Source organism: Streptomyces sp. NPDC001714, assembly GCF_042892755.1.
Lineage (GTDB): Bacteria > Actinomycetota > Actinomycetes > Streptomycetales > Streptomycetaceae > Streptomyces.
Map to the genome: position 1 here is coordinate 52958 of NZ_JBIAUL010000002.1, position 24993 is coordinate 77950.

The following is a 24993-nucleotide window of genomic DNA, read 5'->3' on the forward strand; positions in this document are numbered from 1 at the left end:
CGGTTACGCCAGGCCGGCCGCGACGGCCTTCTCGGTGGCCGCGCGGACCGCGGCCTCCTGCTCGGGCAGCAGCGGCACGCGCGGCGGGCGGCAGGCACCACCGTGCCGGCCGACGATGTCCATGGACACCTTGATGGCCTGCACGAACTCGACCCTGGAGTCCCAGCGCAGCAGCGGATGCAGCTGCCCGTACAGCCGCTTGGCGGTGTCCAGGTCCCCGCCCACCGCGGCGCGGTACAGCTCGACCGTCGCGGCCGGCAGCGCGTTGGGGTAACCGGCCACCCAGCCCTTGGCGCCCGCGATGGCCAGCTCCAGCAGGACGTCGTCGGCGCCGATCAACAGGTCCAGCTCCGGGGCGAGTTCGGCCAGCCGGTAGGCGCGCCGGACATCGCCGGAGAACTCCTTGACGGCGTGGATGTGCCCCTCGCCGTGCAGCTTGGCGAGGAGTTCCGGAACCAGGTCGACCTTGGTGTCGATGGGGTTGTTGTACGCCACCACCGGCACCGCCGCCTTCGCGACCTCCGCGTAGTGCGCCAGCACCGAACGCTCGTCGGCGCGGTAGGCGTTGGGCGGCAGCAGCATCACGGCCGCGCAGCCGGCGTCCCGGGCCTGCTCGGCCCAGCGGCGGGCCTCGGCCGAGCCGTAGGCGGCGACCCCGGGCATCACCCGTGCCCCGCCGACCGCGGCCACCGCGGTCTCGACGACCCTGGCGCGCTCCTCGGGCGTGAGCACCTGGTACTCACCGAGAGAGCCGTTCGGCACGACGCCGTCGCAGCCGTTCTCCACCAGCCAGGTGCAGTGCTCGGCGTACCGGTCGTAGTCGACGGAGAGGTCGTCGCGCAGGGGGAGGGCGGTGGCTACGAGGACTCCGCGCCAGGGGCGGGGGTGGGGGGTGGTCATCAGGGCTCCTCCGAGTGGTCCGGGTGATCCGGGTGGAATGTGACACAGCACTGTTCGTCATCGGTGCCGCCGGCCCGCGCGAGCACCCCGAGCGGTACCGGCCGGGCGAACGGCCTGCGTGCCGCCGTCTCCGGGCATCCGGCGAGCCCGGCGACCGCCGGCCCGCACATCCGCCCCTGGCACCAGCCCATTCCGGCCCGCGTGAGCAGTTTGACGGTCCGTACGTCTCCGGCGCCCAGCTCGGTCACGGCCCGCCGGACCGCCCCGCCGGTGACCTCCTCGCAGCGGCAGACGACCGTGTCGTCCGTGACCTGCTCGGTCCAGTGCGCGGGCGGTGCGTAGGCGTCGTCCATCGCCGCGGCGAACCGGCGCAGTCCCGCACGGGTCCGGGCGGCTCCCGCCCACCCGCGCGGGTCGGGCTCCCGGCCCGACAGCCGTTCGGCGGCCGACCGGCCCGCGATGTGCCCCTCCGCGAGGGCGAGGACCGCGCCGCCGACGCCGGTGGCCTCGCCCGCCGCCCACACCCCCGGCACGTCGGTGCGCTGCTCGTCGTCCACGCGCACCGCGAGCCCGTCGATCCGGCAGCCCAGGCCCTCGGCGAGGTCGGTGTGCGGGAGCATGCCGTGCCCGACGGCGAGGGTGTCGCAGGTGATGCGCCGCCGGGTGTCCGGCCGTACCCGGCCCGCGGTGTCCAGTGCGGCGACGGTGACGGCTTCGAGCCCCTGGTCGCCGTGTGCCTCGACGACGGTGTGGTGGACCAGGGTTCGGACGCCGTGCCGGAACAACCGGATCGCGTAGTGGGCGCCTTCGGCGAGCTTGGCCGGCTGGGCGGCCAGTGCGGGGGAGCGCCGTACGAAGCCCCGTGGGCCGGCGGACTCCACCAGGGCCGCGACCCGGGCGCCGGCTGCCGCGAGGCCGGTCGCGACCGGCAGCAGCAGCGGTCCGGTGCCGGCGACGACCGCCGTACGGCCCGGCAGCACCAGTCCGCCCTTCAGCATGGCCTGCGCCCCGCCCGCCGTGACCACCCCGGGGAGCGTCCAGCCGGGGAAGGGCAGCACCTTCTCGTAGCCGCCGGTCGCGAGCAGTACCGCGTCCGCGTGCACCTCGACGGGCCGCTCCTGCTCGGGGCCGAGGAGGGCGTGCACGGTGAAGCCGGACCGCCGCCGCGTCACGCACCACACGTGATGATCGCGCAGATGCGTCACCAGCCCGGTCGCGATGTGCCGGTCGAGGCCGTCGCGCAGCAGCTCCCAGCTGCGCCACCGGTGGTGCAGCGCCTGCGGGCGGCGGGCGCCGAGCCCGGCGGCGGGCTGCCGGTAGAACTGGCCGCCCGCCTCGGGCGCCGCGTCGATCAGGGCGACGCGCAGGCCGTGCCGGGCGGCGGCCAGGGTGGCGGCGAGGCCGGCCGGGCCGGCGCCGATCACGGCGAGCCGGGGTGCCGTCCCCGGCCGGCGCGTGTCAGTCATGGTGCCCCGTCCCCTCCTGCGTACCGATCGCGTCTCCCGGGTGCACGGGCACCAGACAAGCCCGTTGATTGGGGCGGCCGTTGACGGTGACCAGGCAGTCGAAGCAGACGCCGATCCCGCAGAAGACCCCGCGTGGCCGGCCCTCGCCGCGGGTGGTCCGCCAGGACGTGACACCGGACGCCCAGAGCGCGGCCGCGACCGTCTGGCCGGGCAGCGCCATGATCTCGCGCCCGTCGAAGGTGACGGTGAAGGCCGGGCCCGGCCGGGCCTTCACCAACTCCAGGGGGTTCACGCGCTCTCCTCGCCGAAACGCTCGGGACGGAACGGGGTCAGGTCCAGCTCGGATGCCTTGCCGCTGAGCACCTGGGCGATCAACTGCCCGGTACCGGTGGCCAGTCCGATGCCCGCGCCCTCGTGCCCGCAGGCGTGGAAGAGGCCGGGTGCCCGGGGGTCGGGACCGATCGCGGGGAGATGGTCGGGCAGGTACGGGCGGAAACCCAGGTAGGTGCGCATCGCCCGGACCCGGGACAGGAACGGGAACAGCCGGATCGCGCCCGCCGCCAGCGCCCGCACGGCCGGCAGCGACAGCGACCGGTCGAAGCCGACGCGCTCCCGGCTCGCGCCGATCAGGACCGGCCCGGCCGCCGTGCCCTCGACGACCGGCGAGGTCTGCAGGGCGGCCGAGTCGCTGGCCACGTCGGCGACATAGTCGGCCGCGTACACCTTGTGCCGCACCCGGCGCGGCAACGGCTCGGTGACCAGGACGAAGCCCCGCCGGGGCAGGACGGGCAGGTGCACACCCGCGAGCGCGGCCACCTCGCCGCCCCAGGTGCCGGCCGCGTTCACCACGGCCGGGGCGTGGACGTCGCCGCGGTCGGTACGGACACCGCGTACGGCACCGTCGGCGCCGCGCAGCACCTCCGTCACCGTGCGGCCGGTCGACAGACGGGCGCCCGAGGCCCGTAGGAGATGCGCGGCGGCCAGGGTCGGCATGACCTGGGCGTCCTGCGGGTAGAGCACCCCGCCCGCCAGGCCGGGTGCCAAGTGCGGCTCGAGGTCGAGGAGTTGATCCGCGTCGACGTTCTCCGCCGTCACCCCGGCGGCCCGTTGCCCGGTCGCGAACCTTTCCAGGGCGGCCAGCCCTTCGGGTTCGGCGGCGACGACCACCCCGCCCTTGGGCTCGAACTCGATCCGGTCACCCAGCTCCTCGGCCAGGCCGGTCCACAACCGGCCGGACAGCAGGGCGAGTTCGAGCTCGGGCCCCGGCTCCTTGTCGGACACCAGCAGATTGCCCTCACCCGCCCCCGTCGTGCCGCCGGCCACCGGGCCGCGGTCCACCACGATGACGTCCAGACCCGCCCGGGACGCGTACAGGGCACAGGCGGCGCCCGCCATGCCCGCCCCGATCACTACGACGTCGCAGGTCAGTCGCATGCTCACGGCAGTAATATGTCACATGGCACAGGGCGAGGGAAGACCGCGGACATCGGGCGGGGCGTACGCCGTGCGAGAGTGGGCCCGGCGTGGCGTTCGCCCGCGGACCCGCCGCGAAGAGGCTGACCTTGAACGGTCGTCGCGTTCGCCACCGGCATGAGCTGGGAGTTCACCTACGCCTTCGTGCGGCCGGCGGACGGGGCGCTGCGCTGGATCACCTGGTCCGGTTCGCCTTCGACCTCGCCATCGGCTACCCGGTGGTCCGCTACGGCCGGACCGAATTCCCTTGCCCGGCACGGGCGTTGCACCTGCCCTCGCCGGCGGCCCTGCTCGTCCTCGCCTTCCTTGTCCTGGACCACGTCTCTCTCCGGTTCGACGAAGGGGAGGGCGTCCACACGTCGTTCGGCGGCAACCTGGCGATGTCCGCGCTGTTCCTGTCGATGCTCGCCGCCCGCCGCAGCACCCGGGCCGGTCCCTGGGCATCGCCGCGCGCAAGATGATCGGCACCGCCTGCGCCGCCCTCTTCGTGATCAGTGCCCTGCACGTCGTACCGCTCTCGGACGCCGCCTCGCACCTGCACCCGCGGTACGACAGCGCCTTCGTGTACTGCCTGTACACCGACTGCTTCCTGCTCGATCTCGCTTCTGCGTACGCGGTGTTCGCCGCCGGCCGCGCCGAACGGGCGGCCGCGGCCGGCGGCGAGCCGGCGGTCATGACCGCTCTGCCGAGCCGATCCACACCCTTGAATGGCGCTCCCGAGTTGACAGGAAGACGATGGAGTGGTGGACGGGAGTTCGAAGGGAGGACACCGTCATGCTGGAGATCAAGACGGTCGACAAGCCGGACGAGCGGCGCGACTTCCCCCGCGGCCACCTGGAGGCCGTGCACCTGACCGGCCTCGACTTCGCCATCGGCACCTTCGAGCCGGGCTGGCGCTGGTCGGAGTCGGTGGCGCCGATCGCGGGCACCGAGAGCTGCATGGTTCACCACAACGGGTATGTGGTGCAGGGCAGGATGCACCTCGTCATGGACGACGGCGGTGAGGGCGAGATCGGCCCCGGCGACGTCTTCGTCCTGCCGGCGGGACACGACGCCTGGGTCGTGGGGGACGAGCAGGTCATCGTGTACGACTTCGCCGGCGGTATGGCAACGGACTACGCGAAGGCCGAGGGGAGCTGAGAACGGCCGCCGGGTGCCGTCACCTTCCGTAGGTGACGGCACCCGGTGTGTCACACCGGCAGCAGCCGCGCGATCAGCCCGCCGAGCTGGCGGGCGGTGCGGCACTCGTGCATCTCCACCCGCTCCGCGTAGTCCGGCGCGGCCGAGTCACCGGTGCCCCACAGGGAGAGCGGCTCGGGGTTCAGCCAGTAGACGCGCCGGGCCTGTCCGGCGATCCTGCGGACGGCGGCGAGGTTCGGGTCGAGGTTGTTGGTGCGGGCGTCGCCGAGCACGAAGACCGTGGTGCGCGGGCCCACCGCGGCGCCGTACCGCTCCGCGAACTCGCCGAGCGCGACGCCGTAGTCGCTGCTGCCGTGCCAGCCGGTGAGCGTCGCCTCGGCGCGGATCCGGGCGCCCAGCCCCTCCGGATCGGCCCGGCCGTGCTCCAGGAGGCCGGTCACCTCGTCGATCCGGTTGACGAAGGCGAACACCCGGACCTTGCTGAACTGGTCGTGCAGCGCCTGCACCAGCAGCATCGTGAAGTCGGAGAACCCCGACACCGAGCCGGAGACGTCACACAGCAGCACCAGCTCGGGACGGACCGGCCGGCGCCTGCGCAGCACCGGCCGCATCGGCACCCCGCCCGTCGACAGCGAGCCGCGCAGGGTGCGCCGCAGGTCGATGGAGCCCCGCGCGGCCCGGCGGCGGCGCGCGGCCAGCCGGGTGGCCAGCTTCCGTGCCAGCGGCTGTACGGTCCTGCGCAGCTCGGTGAGCTGCTCCCGCCCGGCGGAGAGGAAGTCCACCCGGTCGGCGGTCGGCGCCACCGCCCGCCGGGCGATCTGATCCCGGCCGCGCCGCTCGGCCACCCGGCGCCGGGCCTCCGCCGCGACCATGCCCCGGAAGTCCTCGATCCGCCGCCGGATCTCGTCGTCGAGCAGCCGGTCCGCGAACCCCGTGCCGCCGCCCCGCGCCCTGACGTCCGCTCGCACCCGCGCGAGCAGCGTCTGCGGCCGCAGCCGGTCCAGGGTCTGGTACGACGACCAGCCGTCCGAGCCGGGCGAACTCCCGTATCCGCCCAGGCCGTCCACGGCCTCGGCCGCCAACTGCCGCAGCAGCGCGGTGTCGTCGTCGGCCAGCGCGGCCGCGAGCCGCTCCCGCAGCTCCTCCCGGTCACCGGACCCGCCGCCGGGCCCGCCCACCCCGCGCGGGAAGTAGAGGTCGAAGACCTGGTCGAACACGGCCCGTTGGCCGGTGCCGTGCAGCAGGGTCGCGGCCAGCCCCTCGCGCAGCAGGTCCCGGTCGTCCAGGCCCAGCGCCGCCACCGCCAGGCCCGCGTCCACGGTCTCCCCGGTGCCGATCCGCACCCCGTGCGCCCGCAACGCGCCGACCAGCCCCGTCAACCGGCCGGCGAGGTCGGCCGGAGCGTCGGTCGGTGCGTCGGCCGGGGTGCTCACAGCGCGTCCAGGTCCAGCTTGGCGGCCGCCTTCTGGATGTCGTCCTGGTGCTTGAGGATCACGCCCAGGGAATCCCGTACGACCTGCTCGTCCAGCGTGTCGGCGCCCAGGGCCAGCAGGGTGCGCGCCCAGTCGATGGTCTCCGCCACGGACGGGACCTTGCGCAGGTCCATCGCCCGCAGCGCCCCGACCACCCGGACGACGGACTCGGTGAGCGCCTCGGTGAGCCCCGGCACCTTCAGCCGTACGATCCTGCGCTCCAGCTCCTCCTCCGGGAAGCCGATGTGCAGGAACAGGCACCGGCGGCGCAGTGCCTCGGACAGCTCACGGCTGGCATTGGAGGTGAGGACGACGAAGGGGCGGCGGGTCGCGGTGACCGTGCCCAGCTCGGGGACGGTCACCTGGAAGTCGCTGAGCACCTCCAGGAGCAGGCCCTCCACCTCGACGTCGGCCTTGTCGGTCTCGTCGATCAGCAGCACCTTCGGGTCGTCGCCCCGGATCGCGGTGAGCAGGGGGCGGGGGAGCAGGAACTCCTCGCTGAAGATGTCGGTGCGGGCCTCGTCCCAGGTCTCGTCCCGGCCGGCGCTGATCCGCAGCAGCTGCTTGGCGTGGTTCCACTCGTACAGCGCCCGGGACTCGTCCACGCCCTCGTAGCACTGGAGCCGCACGAGCCGGGCCCCGGCCACCGCGGCCACGGCCTTCGCCAGCTCGGTCTTGCCGACCCCGGCTGGGCCCTCGACGAGGAGCGGTTTGCCCAGCCGGTCGGCCAGGAAGACGGTGGTGGCGACGGCGGGGGAGGCGAGGTAGCCGGTCTCCGCGAGGCGCGCGGAGACGTCGTCGACGGAAGTGAACAACGGGGCCTCCGGCTGATCAGGGTCGTGCAACGCACAGGGCGAACAGGTCCAGGTTCCTATCTAAGCGCTTGTTCACCTCCTGGGCCAGCCTGTATACCGATCGGTTTCCTGGCGGCGCCCCGCGCGGTAACCTCGGCGGTATGGCCACCACAGACAAGGCGTCTCCCCGCGACCGGCTCCTCGATGCCGCGGCCGAACTCTTCTACCGCGACGGCGTCTCGATCGGTGTCGAGGCGCTGTGCAGGTCCGCCGGGGTCTCGAAGCGGTCGATGTACCAGCTCTTCGACAGCAAGGACGAGGTGCTGGCAGCCAGCCTGGAGCGCCGCGGGCCCTGGTACGAGGCTCAGCTCAGGTCCCCGGACGCCGAGACGGCCACCCCTCGCGAACGGATCGGGTACGTGTTCCGGCGGGTGGAGGAGAACGCGGCGGCCCCCGGCTACCGCGGCTGCCCGTACCTCGCCGTCCTGGTCGAACTGAAGGACGGCGAGCATCCCGCGAGCGTGGTGGCCCGCGCCGCCAAGGAACTGCTGCAGGGCTACTTCGAGGAGCAGGCCGAACAGGGCGGCGCGGCGGATCCGGCCCTGCTCGCCCGGCAGCTCATGCTGATCTTCGACGGGGCCAGCGCCCGGGCCGGCGCCCGGATCGAGCACCTCGACGACGGGCTGGTCACCCGGACCGTGACCACACTGCTGGACGCGGCCGGCCTGAAGTAGCCGCCCGGACGGATCACCACAACGCGCCGGGCCGGTCGCCCACCCGATGCAATGGAGGCGTGACCGCGCCCCCGAACGACTGCCTCGCGCGCAACGAGTGGATCTGCGGCGCCTATCTGACCAGCCGCCGTCAGATCCTGCTCGACGCGGTCGGCCAGCACCTCCGGCTGACCGTGGTCTCGGTGCTCGTCGGACTCGTCGTCGCCCTTCCGCTCGCCGTGCTGGCCCGCCGCCTGCGCTGGTCGGCCGGACCCGTCCTCGGCATCACCACCGTCCTCTACACCATCCCGTCCCTGGCGATGTTCTCCCTGCTCCTGCCCCTGTACGGCCTCTCGGCCGCCCTCGTGGTCGTCGGCCTGGCGCTCTACTCGCTCACCCTGCTCGTCCGCAACATCCTCGCGGGCCTGCGCGCCGTCCCCGAGGAGACCCGGCAGGCCGCCCGCGGCCTGGGCTACGGCCCGGTCCGCCTCCTGCTCACCGTCGAACTGCCCCTCGCCCTGCCCGCCGCGATGGCCGGCCTGCGCATCGCCACCGTCTCCGCGGTCTCCCTGGTCACCGTCGGCGCGATCGTCGGCTTCGGTGGACTCGGCAACCTGATCTACGCCGGCATGAACACCTACTTCAAGGCCCAGGTGCTCACCGCCTCCGTGCTCTGCGTACTGATCGCCGTCGCCGCCGACCTGCTGCTGCTCGGGGTGCAGCGACTGCTCACCCCGTGGATGCGGGCGGCCCGCGCGTGAAGACGCTCACCGACGCCTGGGCCTGGCTCACCGACTCCGCGCACTGGGCCGGCGACGACGGCATCGGGCACCGGCTGCTCCAGCACCTCGCCCTCACCGCCGCCTGCCTCGTCATCAGCTGCCTGATGGCGCTCCCGGTCGCACTGGTCCTCGGCCACCTCGGCAAGGGCGGCGCGCTCGCCGTGAACATCTCCAACGTCGGCCGGGCCGTCCCCACCTTCGCCGTCCTGGTGCTGCTCCTCCTCACCCCGATCGGCAGGTGGGGTGAGGGCCCCACCGTGGTCGCCCTGGTGCTGTTCGCCGTACCGCCCCTGCTCACCAACGCCTACGTCGGCATGCGCGAGGTCGACCGGAGCATCGTGCAGGCCGCGCGGGGGATGGGGATGACCGGACGGCAGATGTTGTTTCACGTCGAACTGCCCCTCTCGCTCCCCCTGGTCCTCACGGGGGTGCGGATCGCCGCCGTCCAACTCGTCGCCACCGCCACCATCGCCGCCCTCGCCGGCGGCGGCGGACTCGGCCGGATCATCACCGCCGGATTCAACCTGGCCAGCACGCCCATGGTGGTCGCCGGGGCGATCCTGGTCGCCGCGTTCGCCCTGGTCGTCGAGGGCGCCTTCGAACTCGCCGAGCGGCTCGTGCCGGTCCGGCCGCGGGGCCCGCGATGAGACTCCGTACGGTGGCCGGTGCCGTACTCCTCGGCCTCACCGCCTGCACCACCGGCCCCTCCCTGGAGAACCGCGGCGAGGTCACCGCACCGCCGGGCGACAGCAAGCACCTGACCATCGGCTCCGCCGGCTTCACCGAGAGCGACCTGCTCGCCCAGATGTACGCGCAACTCCTGAACCAGGCCGGATACAAGACCTCCCTCATCACCGTCGCCAACCGCGAACTCTACGAACCCGCCCTGGAATCCGGGCAGATCGACGTCGTCCCCGAATACGCGGCCACCTTCGCCGACTGGCTCAACGCCAAGACCGACGGCCCCGACGCACCACCCGTGGGCTCCCCGGACCTCGCCACCACGATGCGGGCACTGCGCCGCCTCGCCACCCCGCGTGGCCTCACCGTCCTCGACCCGGGACGGGCGGTCGACCAGAACGCCTTCGCGGTCACCGGCGCCTATGCCCGGCAGCACCACCTGAAGACGCTCAGCGACCTCGGCGCCTCGGGACTGAAGGTACGGCTCGCGGCCGGTGACGAATGCGTGCAACGGCCGTACTGCGAGCCGGGGCTGAAGAAGGTCTACGGCATCGACATCACCGGCGTCGACCCCAAGGGCGTCGGCACCACCCAGGCCAAGCGGGCCGTGCAGAGCGGGCAGGACCAGATGGTGCTGACCACGACCACCGACGCGACCCTCGACCAGTTCGGCCTGGTCCTCCTCGCCGACGACAGGCATCTGCAGAACGCCGACTACGTCGTCCCGGTCGTCAACCGCGCGCGGGCCGGCAGCGAGCGGGTGACCAAGGCGCTCGGCAAGCTCAACGAGGTCCTCACGACGGCCGACCTGGCCTCGATGAACCAGCAGGTCGACAGCTGGCGGCGGCTGGCCCAGGACGTGGCCCGGACCTATCTGGGGGACAAGGGCCTGCTGAAGTGAACGGCCGGAGACGTGACGACCGGTCTCGTTGTCAGTGGCGGGCGGTACGTTCGGGGCATGGGGATCTATCTGGTGAGTGTCGGTGCGCAGGAGTGGCTCGACGGGGACGAGGACGAGGGCGGCAAGGGCGCTCTCGCCGCGGCCCTCGACGCGGAGTTGCGGCGGCGCGGGCTGGCGCCCTACGAGTCGGTGCCCGAGGCGGCCGCCTTCGTGCGCGGCTCGGGGCTGTCGTTCGAGGAGAAGCTGGTACCGGCCATGGACGGGTTCGGCGCGCTGTGCCGAGAGCACCTGTCCCCCAGGGAGGAGGAGCTGCTGCTGGGCTGGTCGGTGCTGGTGCCCTTCCCGCTCGACGAGGAGATCCGGCTGCCCCTCGCATCCGCCTACACCGACGAGACGGTGGTCGCCGGCGCACCCGAGGTGCTCGCCCTCGCGCAGCGGCTGGCCGCGGTCATCGGGCTTCCTGTCGAGGCGATACCGGAGGCCTGCGACAACCTCGATCTGACCATGTGGTTCCTGGAGGGTCCGGCCAAGGAAACGGCCGGGTCCCGGCCCGGCCCGTGGGGCGAGGACCTGGACGCCGCCTTCTACGTCGCGCTCTACCTGCGGGCCGCCCAGCACTCGCTGCGCCGTGGCTGCCCGATGACGTACTGCTGACGGATCACCGGGCTCCGTCGGTCAGGCGCCGGAGACCGAGTCGAACGGCACCTGGTCTCGCGAGACGCCGCGCGCGTCGGCGTCCACCGAGCGGCGCAGCGCCTCGTGCAGCTTGGCCGGGGTGAGTACGCCGAGGAAGCGCGAACCGTCCAGTACGGCGACCCACCCGGCGTCGTACTGGAGCATCACGCCGAACGCCTGCTTCAGCGGGGTGCCCACCGGTACCCACGCGGTCATCCGGTGGACGAGTCCGTCGATCGTGCCGCCCGCCGCCAGCTCGTCCCGGCCCACCCAGCCGTGCAGGTCGCCGTGGGTGTCCAGGACCACCGCCCACCGGGCGCCCTCCGCCCGGAGCCGTGCCGCGGCGCTCTCGGCGGACTCGCCCGGGCGGACGACCGGCGGTTGCTCCAGGTCGTCGGGCTCGATGTCGGTCACCGACAGCCGCTTCAGCCCGCGGTCCGCGCCCACGAACCCGGCCACGTAGGGCGTGGCCGGTCTGCCCAGCACCGCACCCGGGGTGTCGAACTGCTCGATGCGCCCCTGTCCGTACACCGCGATCCGGTCGCCGAGCCGCACCGCCTCCTCGATGTCGTGCGTGACCAGCAGCACGGTCTTGCGCACGGCGGCCTGCATCCGGAGGAACTCGTCCTGCAGCTGCTCCCGCACCACGGGGTCGACCGCGCCGAACGGCTCGTCCATCAGCAGCACCGGGGGATCGGCGGCGAGCGCCCGGGCCACGCCGACGCGCTGCCGCTGGCCGCCGGAGAGCTGGTCCGGGTAGCGCGGCCCGTACGTCTTCGGGTCCAGGCCGACGAGGTCCAGCAGTTCGGCGGCGCGGGCCCGGGCCCTGGCCCGCTTCCAGCCGAGCAGGGCCGGGACGGTCGCGGTGTTGTCGAGGACCGTGCGGTGCGGGAACAGGCCGACCTGCTGGATGACGTAGCCGATCCGGCGCCGCAGCCGCACCGGGTCGACCCCCGCGACGTCCTCGCCGTCGAGGAGGATCCGGCCCGAGGTCGGTTCGATGAGCCGGTTGACCATCATCATCGTCGTGGTCTTGCCGCAGCCGGAGGGGCCGACGAGCGTGACGAGTTCACCCTCGGCCACCTCGAAGGAGAGCCCGTCCACCGCGGTCGTCCCGTCCGCGTACCGCTTGGTGACCTGCTCGAACCGGATCATTCCCTCACGTTAGCCGCGCCCGTCACGCATCGCCCGAGTTGGCCTCGGCGTCCGGCCGGTCGCCGCCGACGAGCACCACCTCCAGGGTGCGGGGACCGTGCACCCCCTCGACCCGGTCCAGTTCGATGTCGCTGGTGGCCGAAGGGCCGGAGATCCAGGTCAACGGGCGAGTCGGGTCGAGTCGTTCGAGGGCCTGGGGCACGGAGGAAACGACCTGGTCCGGGACCCGTACGACGCAGATGTGGTGGTCGGGGACGAGGGTGATCCGGCGGCGGCCCTGATCGGGACCGCCGTCCAGCACGATCGTGCCGGTCTCGGCGATCGCCACCGCGCAGCCGGTGACCACGCTCTCCACCTTGTCCAGCTCATGAGGTGTGCTCACCGCACGGTCGTGGACCCGGGTGGGGTCCGCGGCCGACATCCAGGCGGGCGGCAGCCCCGGGGGTACCAGCACGTACTGCGGCCCGCGCTCGGCGAGCAACCGCATGATGACGTAGGGCAGTTCCTCGTCGGTGGTGCGGTGCACGACGGCCCGGTAGTCCGCCAGGTTCTCGGCGAGCAGGTCCACCGTCTCCGCGACGCTCCGCTGCCCGTGCTCGCGCAGATACGAGCGCTCGACGGGCCCGTCCTCGCCGTGCACGTCGGCCAGTGCGCGCCGCACCCGGCCGAGGATCCGTTCCCTGCTGCTGCTCACTTCGCACCGCCCTTTCCGCCGCCGGTCCGCTGCCACCAGTCCCTGAACGGCTCGGCCGGTACGGCCGGCAGGTCCCGGGTTTCGCTCCACGCCCGGCCGGGACCCGGCAGCGTACGGGGATGCAGACGGCGGCTGCGGGAGGCGAGGCGCTGGCCGGTGCGCAGGGCGCCGGGGTGGGAGAACGCCCAGCGGGCCGCACGCATCGCCGCCCGCTCGGCCGCGTGCCCCTTGGCCGGTTTGAGCAGCACCTTGTTGCCGCCGCGGACCGCCTCGCCGCCCTCGACGACCCGTTCGCGCAGATGTACCAGTACCTCGGGGATGTCGATGGCGACCGGGCAGACCTCGTAGCAGGCCCCGCACAGCGACGAGGCGTACGGCAGGGAGGCGTCGATCTCGCTCGCGGTGCCCCTGAGCTGGGGGCTGAGGATGGCGCCGATCGGGCCCGGGTAGACCGAGCCGTAGGCGTGGCCGCCGGCCCGCTCGTAGACCGGGCAGACGTTCAGGCAGGCGGAGCAGCGGATGCAGCGCAGGGCCTGGCGGCCGACCTCGTCGGCGAGGGTGTCGGTGCGGCCGTTGTCCAGCAGCACCAGGTGGAAGGTGCTCGGGCCGTCGCCGTCCGTGGTGCCGGTCCACGTCGACGTGTACGGGTTCATGCGCTCGGCGGTGGAGGAGCGGGGCAGGGTCTGCAGGAAGACCTCCAGGTCCCGCCAGGTCGGCACGATCTTCTCGATGCCGACGACCGAGATCAGCGTCTCCGGGAGGGTCAGGCACATCCGCCCGTTGCCCTCGGACTCGACCACGACCAGGGTGCCGGTCTCGGCGACCATGAAGTTGGCGCCGGAGATGCCGACCTTCGCGCGCAGGAACTTCTCGCGGAGGTGGAGCCGTGCCGCCTCGGCGAGTTCGGCCGGGGTGTCGGTGAGGCCCTCGGGTGCGGGGCGCCCCCACTCGCCCATCTCCCTGCGGAAGATGTCCCTGATCTCGCCCCGGTTGCGGTGGATGGCGGGGACGAGGATGTGCGAGGGCCGGTCGTGGCCCAACTGCACGATCAGCTCGGCGAGATCGGTCTCGTAGGCCCGGATGCCCTCGGCCTCCAGGGCCTCGTTCAGACCGATCTCCTGCGTGGCCATCGACTTGACCTTCACGACCTCCGACTCGCCGGTCTCCTTGACCAGTTCGGCGACGATCCGGTTCGCCTCGTCGGCGTCGGCGGCCCAGTGGACGATGCCGCCCGCCGCGGTCACCGCCTCCTCCAACTGGACCAGATAGCGGTCGAGATGACGGAGCGTGTGGTCCTTGATCTGTTTGCCCGCCTCGCGCAGCGCGGCCCAGTCGGACACCTCGGCGACCGCCCTGGCCCGCTTGGCGCGGATGGTGTGCGTGGCGTGGCGCAGGTTCCCGCGCAGGGTCGGGTTGCTGACGGCCTCGTGCGCGGCCTTCGGGAAGGCCGGCATCCCCAGATACGTCCCGCTCATGCGGCCGGGTCCTCCTCCGTGCTCGCCAGGATCTCCGCGATGTGCACCGGCCGCATCCCGCTGCCGAGCCGGGTCATGGTGCCGCCGATGTGCATCAGGCAGGAGTTGTCGGCCGCGCACAGCACCTGAGCCCCGGTCGACTCGGCGTTGCGCACCTTGTCCGTGCCCATCGCCGCCGAGACGTCGGGGTTCTTCACCGCGAACGTGCCGCCGAAACCGCAGCACTCCTCGGCGCCCGGCAGCTCGGCCAACTCCAGGCCCTTGACGGCCTGGAGGAGGCGACGGGGGCGGTCGCCCAGTCCCAGACTCCGCAACCCGTGGCAGGTCGGGTGGTATGTGACATAGTGCGGATAATATGCCCCGACGTCCGTCACCCCCAGGACGTCCACCAGGAACTCCGTCAGCTCGTACGTCTTCGGCACCACCGGCGCCAGCGCCGCGGCCAGCCCGCTCCCGCGCCCCTCCGCCCGCGCCCGCTCGCCCATCCGCGGATACAGCTCCCGCACCATCGCGCCGCAGGACCCGGACGGGGTCACGATCGCCTCGTACTCGCCGAAGACATCGGAGAAATGCCGGGCCAGCGGCTCCGCCTCATGGCGGTAGCCGGTGTTGTAGTGGGCCTGCCCGCAGCAGGTCTGCGCCATCGGGAAATCGACCTCGACGCCAAGCCTGGTCAGGAGTTTCACCACGGCGCGGCCGGTGTCCGGATAGAGCGTGTCGTTGACGCAGGTCAGGAAGAGGGCGACACGCATCGCGGCTCCTAGAGGTCGATCATCGGATGAGTGCAGGGTAATGGGCCGGTGCGATCAGCGGGAGACCCGGTATCGGTGTGGCGGGTCGGAGGCCGGCCCCGACCGACCGGTGACGCCTCGTCACCGGGTGGCCAGCCGCGCCTCGGCCGCCTCCCAGCGGGCGGTGCCGCCGCACGGCGTGTACCGGGTCAGCGGCTGGGTGCGGGCGAGCAGCCGCCGCATGTCGGCGAGGTCGCCGACGAGACCGTGCGCACGGGCCTGGACCAGCACGTTCCCGAGGGCCGCCGCCTCCGTCGGCCCCGCCACCACCGGCAGCCCGCAGGCGTCGGCGGTGAGCTGGCAGAGCAGCGCGTTGCGGGTACCCCCGCCCACCACGTACACCGCGTCCACCGGGTGGTCGGCGAGCCGCTGCGCCTGAGCGACCGCCCGCCGGTGGGCGAGTGCCAGCGAGTCGAGAATGCACCGGGTGATCTCACCGGGCGTCCGCGGCACCGGCTGCCCGGACGCCCGGCACGCCTCGGCGATCCGCTCCGGCATCCGCCCGGGCGCCAGGAACCCGGCATCCCCCGCGTCCACCACCGACCGCAGCGCCGGCACGCCGGCCGCCTCCCGCAGCAACTCGCCCAGATCCGGTTCGCCCCAGGCCCGTACGCACTCCTGGAGCAGCCACAGGCCCATGATGTTGCGCAGGTAGCGGACCGTGCCGTCGAGCCCCAGTTCGTTGGTGAAGTTGGCGGCCCGGCTCTCCTCGGTCAGCACCGGGGCGGTGAGTTCGAGCCCGGCCAGCGACCAGGTGCCGGTGCAGACGTAGGCGAACCGCCCGCCCGTCGCCGGTACGGCGGCCACCGCGGACGCGGTGTCGTGCGAGCCGACGGCGGTCACCGGCACCGGCCCGGTCAGCCCCGTCTCCTCAAGGACCTCGGGGCGCAGCACACCGGCGGGGTCACCCGGCTGCCGCAGCGGCGCGAACAGCCCGAGGTCGATCCCCAGCCGGTCCGCGACCTCGTACGACCAGTCGCGCGTCCGGGGGTCGATCAGCTGGGTGGTGGAGGCATTGGTCAGCTCGGTGCCCTGCTCGCCGGTCAGCCAGTACGACAGCAGGTCGGGCATGAGCAACAGCCGCCCGGCGTGCGCGAACTGGGCACTCGATCGCGCGGCCACCAGCTGGTAGAGGGTGTTGAAGGGCGCGTACTGGAGGCCGGTGCGGGCGTACAGCTCCGCGGCCGGCAGGGTCGCCCACACCTTCTCGGCGACACCCTCGGTCCGCGCGTCCCGGTAGTGCACCGGGTTGCCGAGCAGCGCCCCGTCCGCGTCCAGCAGCCCGTGGTCCACGGCCCAGCTGTCGATGCCGACGGAGTCCACCTGCCCGGCGGCCCGCAGGCCGTCCAGCACCCCGGCGTACAGGGCGAGTACGTCCCACCGCAGCCCCTCGGGCACCCGCACCGGCCGGTTCGCGAACCGGTGCGCCTCGGCCAGCTCCAGCGAGTCCGGGCCCACCCGCCCGACCATGACCCGCCCGCTGGACGCACCCAGGTCGACCGCCGCGTACGACCTCGGCGAGCTCATCGCAGGAACGCGGCCGCCACGCCCGCGTCGACGGGCACGTGCAGCCCGGTGGTGTGGGTGAGCTCGCCACCCGTCAGCGCGAACACCGCGTTCGCCACGTGCTCGGGCAGCACCTCACGTTTGAGGATGGTCCGCTGCGCGTAGAACTCGCCCAGCTTCGCCTCCTCCACCCCGTACACGGCGGCCCGCTGAGCCCCCCACCCGCCGGCGAAGATCCCCGACCCGCGCACCACACCGTCGGGGTTCACCCCGTTGACCCGGATGCCGTGCTCGCCCAGCTCGGCGGCGAGCAGCCGCACCTGGTGCGCCTGGTCGGCCTTGGTCGCGGAGTACGCGATGTTGTTGGGCCCGGCGAACACGGCGTTCTTGGAGGCGATGTAGACGATGTCCCCGCCCAGCCCCTGGGCGATCATCACCCGCGCGGCCTCCCGCGACACGAGGAAGGAACCGCGGGCCATGATGTCGTGCTGGAGGTCCCAGTCCTTGGCGGAGGTCTCCAGGAGCGGCTTGGAGATGGAGATACCCGCGTTGTTGACGACGAGATCCACCCCGCCGAAGGCGAGCGCGGCGGCCCGGAACGCCTCCGCGATCTGATCCTCGGACGTCACGTCCACGGTGACCGCGACGGCCTTGTCGGCCCCGCCCAGCTCCTCGGCCACCGCGGCCGCGCCCTCGGGGTTGAGATCGGCGACGACGACACACGCCCCCTCGGCCACCAGCCGGTGCGCGATCGCCTTCCCGATCCCGCTGCCGGCCCCGGTCACCAGCGCCACCCGGGTGGCCAGCGCCTTCGGTTTCGGCATCCGCTGGAGTTTGGCCTCCTCGAGGGCCCAGTACTCGATCCGGAACTTCTCCGACTCCTCGATCGGCGCATAGGAGGACACCGCCTCGGCCCCGCGCATCACGTTGATCGCGTTGACGTAGAACTCGCCCGCGACCCGGGCGGTCTGCTTGTCCTTGCCGAAGCTGAACATGCCGACGCCCGGCACGAGCACGATCGCCGGGTCGGCACCGCGCATGGCGGGCGAGTCCGCCACGGCGTGCCGCCGGTAGTAGGCGGCGTACTCCTCGCGGTACTCGGCGTGCAGCTCGCGCAGCCGTGCCACGGCTTCCTCCACCGGTGCGGCCGGCGGAAGGTCCAGCACCAGCGGTCGTACCTTTGTGCGCAGGAAGTGGTCCGGGCAGGACGTGCCCAGCGCGCCGAGCCGCGGATGCTCGGTCCGCGCCAGGAAGTCGAGAACGACGTCGGAGTCGGTGAAGTGGCCGACCAGCGCCTTGTCCTGGGAGGCGAGCGCCCGGACGTACGGCGCGAGCGCGGCCGCGCGCTTCCGCCGCTCGGCCTCCGGCAGCGCGCCGTATCCCTCGATCACGGGCCCGAACGGCTCGGCCTTCCCGCGTTCCTCCAGGAACTTCTCTGCGGTGCGGATGATGTGCAGCGAGTTGCGCTCGCACTCCTCGGAGCTGTCGCCCCAGGCGGTGATCCCGTGCCCGCCGAGCACACACCCGATCGCCTGCGGGTTGGCTGTCTTGATCGCGGCGATGTCCAGCCCGAGCTGGAACCCCGGCCGCCGCCAGGGCACCCACACCACACGGTCCCCGAAACACTCGGCGGTGAGTTTCTCCCCGTCGGCGGCGCAGGCGAGCGCGATCCCGGAGTCCGGGTGCAGATGATCGACGTGCGGGGCGTCGACGAGCCCGTGCATGGCGGTGTCGATGGAGGGAGCGGCCCCGCCCTTGCCGTGCAGGCAGTAGTCGAAGGCGGCGACCATCTCGTCCTCGCGCTCGACCCCCGGATACACCCCGGCCAGCGCCCGCAACCGGTCCAGCCGCAACACGGCGAGCCCGCCCTCGGCGAGCGTGCCGAGGTCACCACCGGACCCCTTCACCCACATAAGCTCGACATCACCACCGGTGACGGGGTCGGTGGCGGAGCCCTTGGCGGACGTGTTGCCGCCGGCGTAGTTCGTGTTGCGGGGATCGGCACCGAGCCGATGGGACCGGGACAGAAGGGCGGCTGCTTCGGGATGGGTGGTCACAAGAATTCCTGATTCGTTGAAGGAGCGGGACTGCAACGCGCCCCGTCAGGGGTGCTGGGGGCGCCTCCGGCCGAAGGCTGGGGGAGGAACTGCGCGACCAGCCACATTCGGCCCGCAGTCCGCGGCGCAACAGATCAAGGCAGACGCTTACGCACCCCACCCTGCCTGCTGACCACCAACCCGCTCGGCGACAATCCTCTCGGCCCACCCGGAACGGGCGTACGCCGCAAGCGGATCGGGGTCCAACCCCATCTCGTCCCGCACGTCCCGGAGCAACGGCCGTACATCCGTGTTGTAGGCATCCATGACCACGGCATTCGCGCCCAGCACGTCCCCGGCGGCCTGCGCCTGAGCCAGCGCCCCCCGGTCCACCAGCAACGCCTTCGCCGTGGCCTCCTGCACGTTCATCACCGACCGGATGATCGCCGGGATCTTCGCCTCGAGGTTGTGGCACTGGTCGAGCATGAAGGCCACCTCGGCAGTGAACCCGCCGCCCCGCACCACCTCGTACATGATCCGGAACAGCTGGAACGGATCCGCGGCCCCCACCATGAGATCGTCGTCCGCGTAGAACCGCGAGTTGAAGTCGAACCCGCCGAGCTTCCCCTCCCGCAGCAGCGTGGCGACGATGAACTCGATGTTGGTGCCCGGCGCGTGGTGGCCCGTGTCCACCACGACCTGCGCCTTCGGCCCCAGCTTCAGGCAGTGGGCGTAGGCCGTCCCCCAGTCCGGAACGTCGGTCGTGTAGAAGGACGGCTCGAAGAGCTTGTACTCCAGCAGCATCCGCTGCCCGTCACCCAGCCGCGCGTACACCTCGGCCAGCCCCTCGGCCAGCCGGTCCTGCCGCGCCCGGATGTCGTCCTGCCCCGGATAGTTCGTGCCGTCGGCGAACCAGAGCTTGAGGTCCTTCGACCCCGTCGCGTCCATGATGCCGACGCACTCCAGCAGGTGATCGACGGCCTTGCGGCGCACCGCCGCGTCCGGGTGGCAGATGCTGCCCAGCTTGTAGTCGTCGTCCTGGAAGGTGTTGGAGTTGATCGCCCCCAGCCGCAGCCCCCGCTCCTCGGCGTGCTTGGCCAGGTCCGCATAGTCGTCCACCCTGTCCCAGGGGATGTGCAACGCCACCGTCGGCGCCACCCCGGTCACGGCGTGGACCTGCGCGGCGTCGTCCAGCTTCTCCTTCGGCGAGCGCGGCACCCCCTGCTGGGCGAACACCTTGAAACGGGTCCCCGAGTTTCCGTACGCCCACGACGGCGTTTCGACGGCCTGGGTCTTCAGCGCGGCCTTCACCGCGGCGAGGTCGGTCACTTCGGGGCTCCTGAGGGATCGGAACAACGGGGTGATGAAACGATTCAGAACCGCAAAGTATGAGGCCCGCCCGGGAGTGTCAAGCGTTCCGGCCAACCCCGTTCTCCGTGACTCCGCCGTGACCTTGGCTATCGAAATCTTTTCGACACGGACCCATTGACGTGACATGCCCGTGGTGTCTACGGTCCCGGCAATCCAGTTGAAACCTTTCACGACGCCGTGGGGTCAGGTGCCCACCGTCTCGCCGGTGTCGTCGAGGAGCCCCCATGACCCACCCGTCCGACACGGGACCGGCCCCGGTGCTTGCGCTGAAGGACGTCTCCAAGTCCTTCGGTGCCGTACGCGCCCTGCGGGACGTCTCCCTGGAGCTGTTCCCCGGCGAGGTGCACGCCCTGGCCGGGGAGAACGGCGCGGGCAAGTCGACGCTGATCAAGACCCTCGCCGGAGTGCACCGGCCGGACGCCGGGCAGCTGCTGCTCGACGGCGGGCCCGTCGTCTTCCACGGCCCCGGCGACGCCCGCGACGCCGGCATCGCCGTGATCTACCAGGAACCCACGCTCTTCCCCGACCTGTCGATCGCCGAGAACATCTTCATGGGCCGCCAGCCCCGGCGCGCGCTCGGCCGGATCGACCACAAGGCCACCCGCGCGGCCACGGCCGCCCTGATGAAGCGGCTCGGCGTCGCCCTCGACCCCGACCGCCCCGCCCGCGGCCTGTCCATCGCCGACCAGCAGATCGTCGAGATCGCCAAGGCGCTCTCCTTCGACGCCCGGGTCCTGATCATGGACGAGCCGACGGCGGCCCTCACCGGCAGCGAGGTCGCCCGCCTCTTCGGCGTCGTCCGCACCCTGCGCGACCAGGGTGCCGCCGTCCTGTTCATCTCGCACCGCCTGGAGGAGATCTTCCAGATCTGCCGGCGGGTCACCACCCTGCGGGACGGCGCCTGGATCGCCAGCGAGTTCGTCGACGGCATGACCGAGGACGACCTCGTCCGCCGGATGGTCGGCCGGGACCTGGACGAGCTGTATCCCAAACAGGACGTCCCCGCCGGCGACGTCGCCCTGAGCGTACGGCGCCTGACCCGCGAGGGCGTCTTCACCGACGTCTCCTTCGAGGTGCGGTCCGGCGAGATCGTCGGCCTCGCCGGACTGGTCGGCGCCGGCCGGACCGAGGTCGCCCGGGCCGTGTTCGGCATCGACCGCTGGGACGCCGGCGAAGTCGAGGTCAGGGGACGGAGACTGGCCAACGGCGCGCCCTCCGTCGCGATGTCCGCCGGCCTCGCCCTCGTCCCCGAGGACCGGCGTGCCCAGGGCCTCGTGATGGACATGTCCATCGAGCGGAACATCGGCCTGACCGGACTGCGTACGACCGTGCGGGCGGGCCTCGTCGACCGGGGCGCCGAACGCAGCCGCTCCCTCGACTGGGCGGTCCGGCTCCAGGTGAAGTACGCCCGGATCGCGGACGCCGTCTCCACCCTCTCCGGCGGCAACCAACAGAAGGTCGTCCTCGCCAAATGGCTCGCGACCGGGCCGAAGGTGCTGATCGTCGACGAGCCGACCCGTGGCATCGACGTCGGCACTAAAGCCGAAGTCCACCGGCTCCTGGGTGAGTTGGCCGCCGACGGGGTGGCCGTTCTGATGATCTCCTCCGACCTGCCCGAGATCCTCGGCATGGCCGACCGTGTGCTGGTGATGCACGAGGGCCGGATCACCGCCGAGATCCCGCGCTCCGAAGCCAGCGAGGAAACCGTGATGGCCGCAGCCACGGGGAGGGCCGCCGCATGACGGTGACCACCTCCGAACAGACCCCCGTCGCCGAGGCGCCCGAGTCCAGTGGGACCCGGCTCGTCGACCGCGTCTTCAAGATGCGCGAACTCGCCATCCTCGCCGTCTTCCTGGTGATGATCGGCGTCACCCAGGCCGGCAACAGCGAGTTCCTCTCCGCACAGGGCATCAAGGACCTGCTGCTCAACGCCACCATCCTGGTGCTGGTCGCCACCGGCCAGTCCCTGGTGGTGATCACCCGGAACGTCGACCTGTCCGTCGGCTCCACCCTCGGCATCACGGCCTTCGCCGCCGGTGACTACCTGCACGGCGGTGGCAACCCGGTCGTCGCGATCCTGCTCGCGGTGCTCCTCGGCATCGGCTGCGGACTGCTCAACGGCCTGCTGGTGAGCCTCGGCCAGGTGCCCGCGCTCGTCGTCACCCTGGGAACGCTGTACATCATCCGGGGCGTCGACTCCATCTGGGTCGGCTCCCGGCAGATCACGGCCGCCGACCTCCCCGGCTCCTTCGTCGACTTCGGCTCCGGCGGCCTGTCGGCGATCCCGTGGCTGGCCCTGATCGCCCTCGCGGTCCTGGTCGCCACCGCCTACTACCTCAAACACTTCGGCAGCGGACGGGAGTTGTACGCGCTCGGCTCCAACCCCGAGGCCGCCCGGCTGGCCGGCATCCCGGTCCGCAAGCGGATCCTCACCGCCTACACCTTCTGCGGCGCCCTCGCGGGGCTCGCCGGGGCCATGTACCTGGCCCGGTTCGGGAACGTCGACTCGGGCACCGGCAACGGCTACGAACTCACCGTCGTGAGCGCCGTGGTGGTCGGCGGCGTGGTCTTCACCGGCGGCTCCGGGAGCGTGTATGGCGCCGCGCTCGGCGCGCTGCTGCTCACCTCCATCAACAGCGTGCTGCCGGCCCTCGGGGTCAGCTCCGTGTGGGTGCTCGCCATCAACGGCGTCCTGCTGCTGCTCGCCATCGCCGTCGACCGGATCGTCGCGTCGCGGGTGGCCTCCGCCCTGAAGAAGAGGAACGCCCGCCATGCCTGACTCCCTGACACGCGCGGTCCGCTGGGACACGGTCGTCGGCGCGCTGCTGATCGTCCTCCTGCTGCTGTCGTTCGGTTTCGTCGACGGCTTCGGGAACTCGCTCAACCTGTCGTTCCTGATCGGCAACACGCTTCCCATCGCCCTGGTCGCCCTGCCGATGACCCTGCTGGTCGTCGCCGGCGAGATCGACCTCTCGGTCGCGTCGACCGCCGGGCTCTCGGGAGCCGTCATGGGCAAGCTCTGGAACGAGGGGATGGCGATCGAGACGATCATCCCGTTGTGCCTGCTGCTCGGTGTGGTGTGCGGGCTGGTCAACGGGCTGTTGGTGACCCGCCTCGGGCTGCCCTCCCTCGCCGTCACCATCGGCACGCTCGCGGCCTACCGGGGCATCGCGCAGATCGTCCTCGGCTCCGACGCGGTGACCGACTTCCCCACGCAGTACCTGAACTTCGCGGCGGGGCGGCTCGGCGACACGTTCCTGCCGCGGGCCTTCCTGCCGTTCCTGGTGCTGCTCGTCATCGCCGTGGTGGTCCTGCACGCCACGCCGTTCGGGCGGTCGCTGTTCGCCGTGGGCGCCAGTGAGGAGGCGGCCCGGTTCGCCGGTATCCGCGTCAAGCGCAACAAGCTGATCCTGTTCGTCGCCACCGGCTTCATGGCCTCGCTCACCGGGATCTTCTGGGCGCTGCACTACGCCAGTGCGCGGTACGACAACGCGACCGGACTCGAACTGAGCGTCGTGGCCGCGGTGTTGCTCGGCGGCATCGACTTCGACGGGGGCCGCGGAACGCTCGGTGGGGCCGTTGCGGGGGTGTTCCTGCTCGGGGCGCTGCAGAACGTGATGAGTCTGCTGAACGTGTCGGCACAGTCCCAGATTGTGGTGACCGGTGTGTTGCTCGTTGTCTCGGTGCTCGGGCCGAGGGTTGCCCGGCAGATCTCCCTGGCCAGGCACAGGGGTGCGAAGGCCGTCTGAACACCGCGGGTTGTGTGTGGTTGATCGCGCAGTTCCTCCCCCGGCCTGCGGCCGGGGGTACCCCCAGCGCCCCTGAAACAAGGGGCGCTTCCAGAGCCGTTACGTCAAAAGGAACCGTCATGCGTAAGTCATCTCTCCGGCGTGCCTGTGTGGCCCTCGCCGCGGTGTCGTCCCTCGCCCTTGCCGCCACCGCCTGCGGCGGTACAACCAAGAACAACTCCGGCAGCGACGAGTCGGCGGCCGTCACCTCCACCGCCAAGGCCGACCCGAACGCCGCGCTCAAGAAGGGGCTCACCGTCGGGTTCCTGCCCAAGCAGGTCAACAACCCCTACTTCACCTCCGCCGACAAGGGCGGCGAGAAGGCGCTCACCGAGCTGGGCAGCAAGTACAAGGAGGTCGGGCCGTCCAGTGCGACCGACACCTCCGGGCAGGTCAGCTACGTCAACACGCTGACCCAGCAGCGGGTCGACGCCATGGCCGTGTCCGCGCAGGACCCCGGTGCCCTGTGCACCGCGCTCAAGCAGGCCATGAGCAACAACATCAAGGTGGTCACCTACGACTCCGACACCAACGCCGGCTGCCGCAACGCCTTCGTCTCGCAGGCCAGTGCCGAGGACCTCGGCCGTACCGAGGTGCAGCTGCTCGCCGAGCAGATCGGGTACAAGGGCGAGATCGCGGTCCTGAGCGCCGCGCAGACCGCGACCAACCAGAACACCTGGATCGGCTTCATGAAGGAGGAGCTGAAGGACCCCAAGTACAAGAACGTCAAGCTCGTCAAGATCGCCTACGGCAACGACGACGCCCAGCAGTCCTTCCAGCAGACCCAGGGCCTGCTCCAGCAGTACCCGAACCTCAAGGGGATCATCTCCCCGACCACCGTCGGCATCAAGGCGGCCGCCCAGTACCTGTCCGGCTCCAAGTACAAGGGCAAGGTCAAGCTGACCGGCCTCGGCACGCCCAACGACATGCGCCAGTACGTCAAGAACGGCACCGTCGACGCCTTCGAGCTGTGGGACCCGGCCAAGCTCGGCGACCTCGCCGCCCGCACCGCCGTCGCCCTGGCCTCCGGGCAGATCACCGGCAAGGAGGGCGAGACCTTCAAGGCCGGCGACACCACCTACACCATCGGCAAGGACGGCGTGATCAACCTCGGCAAGCCGACCGTCTTCGACGCGAAGAACATCGACCAGTTCAACTTCTAGTGCGGGAGCGGTACTTC

24 protein-coding genes are annotated in these 24993 nt (G+C 71.9%); 11 read left to right on the plus strand and 13 right to left on the minus strand.

Features of this window, described 5'->3' with window-relative positions; all coding sequences use genetic code 11:
• Positions 1-3 precede the first annotated feature (3 nt).
• Genes ACFY0P_RS04790 through ACFY0P_RS04805 form a run of 4 tightly spaced genes read right to left on the minus strand, consistent with a single transcriptional unit; the run spans position 4 to position 3806 of the window.
• A complete protein-coding gene (locus tag ACFY0P_RS04790) occupies positions 4-900 on the minus strand; it encodes a dihydrodipicolinate synthase family protein (protein ID WP_388907424.1) in 897 nt (298 codons plus the stop codon).
• Positions 900-2366 (minus strand): FAD-dependent oxidoreductase, encoded by a 1467-nt coding sequence (locus ACFY0P_RS04795; RefSeq protein ID WP_388907426.1) that lies wholly within the window; start codon positions 2364-2366, stop codon positions 900-902. The genes ACFY0P_RS04790 and ACFY0P_RS04795 overlap by 1 nt, the downstream gene beginning before the upstream one ends.
• The gene (locus ACFY0P_RS04800) at positions 2359-2658 is read right to left on the minus strand and encodes a (2Fe-2S)-binding protein (RefSeq protein ID WP_388907428.1); all 300 of its coding nucleotides are present in this window, start codon (positions 2656-2658) and stop codon (positions 2359-2361) included. Before ACFY0P_RS04800 ends, ACFY0P_RS04795 begins: the two co-directional genes overlap by 8 nt.
• Positions 2655-3806, minus strand: a complete 1152-nt coding sequence (locus tag ACFY0P_RS04805; protein WP_388907430.1) for an NAD(P)/FAD-dependent oxidoreductase — start codon at positions 3804-3806, stop codon at positions 2655-2657. Before ACFY0P_RS04805 ends, ACFY0P_RS04800 begins: the two co-directional genes overlap by 4 nt.
• A gap of 83 nt (positions 3807-3889) precedes the next feature.
• Between ACFY0P_RS04805 and ACFY0P_RS04810 the strand changes: the two genes are divergently transcribed.
• Both ACFY0P_RS04810 and ACFY0P_RS04815 read left to right on the plus strand, forming a co-directional pair.
• Complete coding sequence (locus ACFY0P_RS04810) at positions 3890-4300, plus strand: hypothetical protein (RefSeq protein WP_388907431.1); 411 nt, start codon at positions 3890-3892, stop codon at positions 4298-4300.
• A gap of 313 nt (positions 4301-4613) precedes the next feature.
• A complete protein-coding gene (locus ACFY0P_RS04815) occupies positions 4614-4979 on the plus strand; it encodes a cupin domain-containing protein (RefSeq protein ID WP_388907433.1) in 366 nt (121 codons plus the stop codon).
• A gap of 50 nt (positions 4980-5029) precedes the next feature.
• Here ACFY0P_RS04815 and ACFY0P_RS04820 read toward each other — a convergent pair whose 3' ends face one another.
• Positions 5030-6412 (minus strand): VWA domain-containing protein, encoded by a 1383-nt coding sequence (locus tag ACFY0P_RS04820; protein ID WP_388907435.1) that lies wholly within the window; start codon positions 6410-6412, stop codon positions 5030-5032.
• Positions 6409-7266: an AAA family ATPase gene (locus ACFY0P_RS04825; RefSeq protein WP_388907437.1), complete on the minus strand. Its 858-nt coding sequence runs from the start codon at positions 7264-7266 to the stop codon at positions 6409-6411. The genes ACFY0P_RS04820 and ACFY0P_RS04825 overlap by 4 nt, the downstream gene beginning before the upstream one ends.
• 140 nt (positions 7267-7406) lie before the next feature.
• On the opposite strand from ACFY0P_RS04825, the gene ACFY0P_RS04830 reads away from it, so the two are divergent.
• From ACFY0P_RS04830 to ACFY0P_RS04850, 5 genes are read left to right on the plus strand one after another with little or no spacing between them, the layout of a single operon-like run.
• Complete coding sequence (locus ACFY0P_RS04830) at positions 7407-7979, plus strand: TetR/AcrR family transcriptional regulator (protein WP_388907439.1); 573 nt, start codon at positions 7407-7409, stop codon at positions 7977-7979.
• A 59-nt stretch (positions 7980-8038) separates the two neighbouring features.
• On the plus strand, positions 8039-8719 hold the full coding sequence (locus ACFY0P_RS04835; protein WP_388907441.1) for an ABC transporter permease: 681 nt from the start codon (positions 8039-8041) through the stop codon (positions 8717-8719).
• Positions 8716-9387, plus strand: coding sequence for an ABC transporter permease (locus tag ACFY0P_RS04840; RefSeq protein WP_388907443.1), 672 nt, complete (start codon positions 8716-8718; stop codon positions 9385-9387). Before ACFY0P_RS04835 ends, ACFY0P_RS04840 begins: the two co-directional genes overlap by 4 nt.
• Positions 9384-10322 (plus strand): ABC transporter substrate-binding protein, encoded by a 939-nt coding sequence (locus ACFY0P_RS04845; RefSeq protein WP_388907445.1) that lies wholly within the window; start codon positions 9384-9386, stop codon positions 10320-10322. Before ACFY0P_RS04840 ends, ACFY0P_RS04845 begins: the two co-directional genes overlap by 4 nt.
• A gap of 57 nt (positions 10323-10379) precedes the next feature.
• Positions 10380-10976 (plus strand): hypothetical protein, encoded by a 597-nt coding sequence (locus tag ACFY0P_RS04850; protein WP_388907447.1) that lies wholly within the window; start codon positions 10380-10382, stop codon positions 10974-10976.
• A 21-nt stretch (positions 10977-10997) separates the two neighbouring features.
• Here the strand turns inward: ACFY0P_RS04850 and ACFY0P_RS04855 are convergent, their stop codons facing one another.
• From ACFY0P_RS04855 to rhaI, 7 genes are all read right to left on the minus strand, one after another.
• Complete coding sequence (locus ACFY0P_RS04855; protein WP_388907449.1) at positions 10998-12152, minus strand: betaine/proline/choline family ABC transporter ATP-binding protein; 1155 nt, start codon at positions 12150-12152, stop codon at positions 10998-11000.
• A 22-nt stretch (positions 12153-12174) separates the two neighbouring features.
• Entirely contained in the window at positions 12175-12846 is a 672-nt protein-coding gene (locus ACFY0P_RS04860) for a lactate utilization protein C (RefSeq protein WP_388907451.1), read from the minus strand.
• Positions 12843-14321: a LutB/LldF family L-lactate oxidation iron-sulfur protein gene (locus ACFY0P_RS04865; protein WP_388907453.1), complete on the minus strand. Its 1479-nt coding sequence runs from the start codon at positions 14319-14321 to the stop codon at positions 12843-12845. The genes ACFY0P_RS04860 and ACFY0P_RS04865 overlap by 4 nt, the downstream gene beginning before the upstream one ends.
• Positions 14318-15073 carry a (Fe-S)-binding protein gene (locus tag ACFY0P_RS04870; RefSeq protein WP_388907455.1) on the minus strand — a complete coding sequence of 252 codons (756 nt, stop codon included), beginning with the start codon at positions 15071-15073 and terminating at the stop codon, positions 14318-14320. Before ACFY0P_RS04870 ends, ACFY0P_RS04865 begins: the two co-directional genes overlap by 4 nt.
• A 120-nt stretch (positions 15074-15193) precedes the next feature.
• Complete coding sequence (locus tag ACFY0P_RS04875; protein ID WP_388907457.1) at positions 15194-16639, minus strand: rhamnulokinase family protein; 1446 nt, start codon at positions 16637-16639, stop codon at positions 15194-15196.
• Positions 16636-18675 carry a bifunctional aldolase/short-chain dehydrogenase gene (locus ACFY0P_RS04880; RefSeq protein ID WP_388907459.1) on the minus strand — a complete coding sequence of 680 codons (2040 nt, stop codon included), beginning with the start codon at positions 18673-18675 and terminating at the stop codon, positions 16636-16638. The genes ACFY0P_RS04875 and ACFY0P_RS04880 overlap by 4 nt, the downstream gene beginning before the upstream one ends.
• 147 nt (positions 18676-18822) lie before the next feature.
• Positions 18823-19983, minus strand: coding sequence for an L-rhamnose isomerase (rhaI, locus tag ACFY0P_RS04885; RefSeq protein ID WP_388907461.1), 1161 nt, complete (start codon positions 19981-19983; stop codon positions 18823-18825).
• 266 nt (positions 19984-20249) lie between these two features.
• Between rhaI and ACFY0P_RS04890 the strand changes: the two genes are divergently transcribed.
• From ACFY0P_RS04890 to rhaS, 4 genes are all read left to right on the plus strand, one after another.
• Positions 20250-21767, plus strand: a complete 1518-nt coding sequence (locus ACFY0P_RS04890) for a sugar ABC transporter ATP-binding protein (RefSeq protein WP_388907463.1) — start codon at positions 20250-20252, stop codon at positions 21765-21767.
• Positions 21764-22804, plus strand: a complete 1041-nt coding sequence (locus tag ACFY0P_RS04895; protein WP_388907465.1) for an ABC transporter permease — start codon at positions 21764-21766, stop codon at positions 22802-22804. The genes ACFY0P_RS04890 and ACFY0P_RS04895 overlap by 4 nt, the downstream gene beginning before the upstream one ends.
• Entirely contained in the window at positions 22797-23774 is a 978-nt protein-coding gene (locus ACFY0P_RS04900) for an ABC transporter permease (protein WP_388907467.1), read from the plus strand. Before ACFY0P_RS04895 ends, ACFY0P_RS04900 begins: the two co-directional genes overlap by 8 nt.
• Before the next feature lie 119 nt (positions 23775-23893).
• Positions 23894-24976, plus strand: coding sequence for a rhamnose ABC transporter substrate-binding protein (rhaS, locus tag ACFY0P_RS04905; RefSeq protein WP_388907469.1), 1083 nt, complete (start codon positions 23894-23896; stop codon positions 24974-24976).
• The last annotated feature ends 17 nt before the right edge of the window (positions 24977-24993 follow it).

Coding starts and splice junctions, on each gene's coding strand:
- ACFY0P_RS04790 (WP_388907424.1), bottom strand. CDS start 900: ATGACCACCCCCCACCCCCGCCCCTGGCGCGGAGTCCTCGTAGCCACC.
- ACFY0P_RS04795 (WP_388907426.1), bottom strand. CDS start 2,366: ATGACTGACACGCGCCGGCCGGGGACGGCACCCCGGCTCGCCGTGATC.
- ACFY0P_RS04815 (WP_388907433.1), top strand. CDS start 4,614: ATGCTGGAGATCAAGACGGTCGACAAGCCGGACGAGCGGCGCGACTTC.
- ACFY0P_RS04830 (WP_388907439.1), top strand. CDS start 7,407: ATGGCCACCACAGACAAGGCGTCTCCCCGCGACCGGCTCCTCGATGCC.
- ACFY0P_RS04845 (WP_388907445.1), top strand. CDS start 9,384: ATGAGACTCCGTACGGTGGCCGGTGCCGTACTCCTCGGCCTCACCGCC.
- ACFY0P_RS04850 (WP_388907447.1), top strand. CDS start 10,380: ATGGGGATCTATCTGGTGAGTGTCGGTGCGCAGGAGTGGCTCGACGGG.
- ACFY0P_RS04855 (WP_388907449.1), bottom strand. CDS start 12,152: ATGATCCGGTTCGAGCAGGTCACCAAGCGGTACGCGGACGGGACGACC.
- ACFY0P_RS04865 (WP_388907453.1), bottom strand. CDS start 14,321: ATGAGCGGGACGTATCTGGGGATGCCGGCCTTCCCGAAGGCCGCGCAC.
- ACFY0P_RS04870 (WP_388907455.1), bottom strand. CDS start 15,073: ATGCGTGTCGCCCTCTTCCTGACCTGCGTCAACGACACGCTCTATCCG.
- ACFY0P_RS04875 (WP_388907457.1), bottom strand. CDS start 16,639: ATGAGCTCGCCGAGGTCGTACGCGGCGGTCGACCTGGGTGCGTCCAGC.
- ACFY0P_RS04890 (WP_388907463.1), top strand. CDS start 20,250: ATGACCCACCCGTCCGACACGGGACCGGCCCCGGTGCTTGCGCTGAAG.
- ACFY0P_RS04895 (WP_388907465.1), top strand. CDS start 21,764: ATGACGGTGACCACCTCCGAACAGACCCCCGTCGCCGAGGCGCCCGAG.
- ACFY0P_RS04900 (WP_388907467.1), top strand. CDS start 22,797: ATGCCTGACTCCCTGACACGCGCGGTCCGCTGGGACACGGTCGTCGGC.
- rhaS (WP_388907469.1), top strand. CDS start 23,894: ATGCGTAAGTCATCTCTCCGGCGTGCCTGTGTGGCCCTCGCCGCGGTG.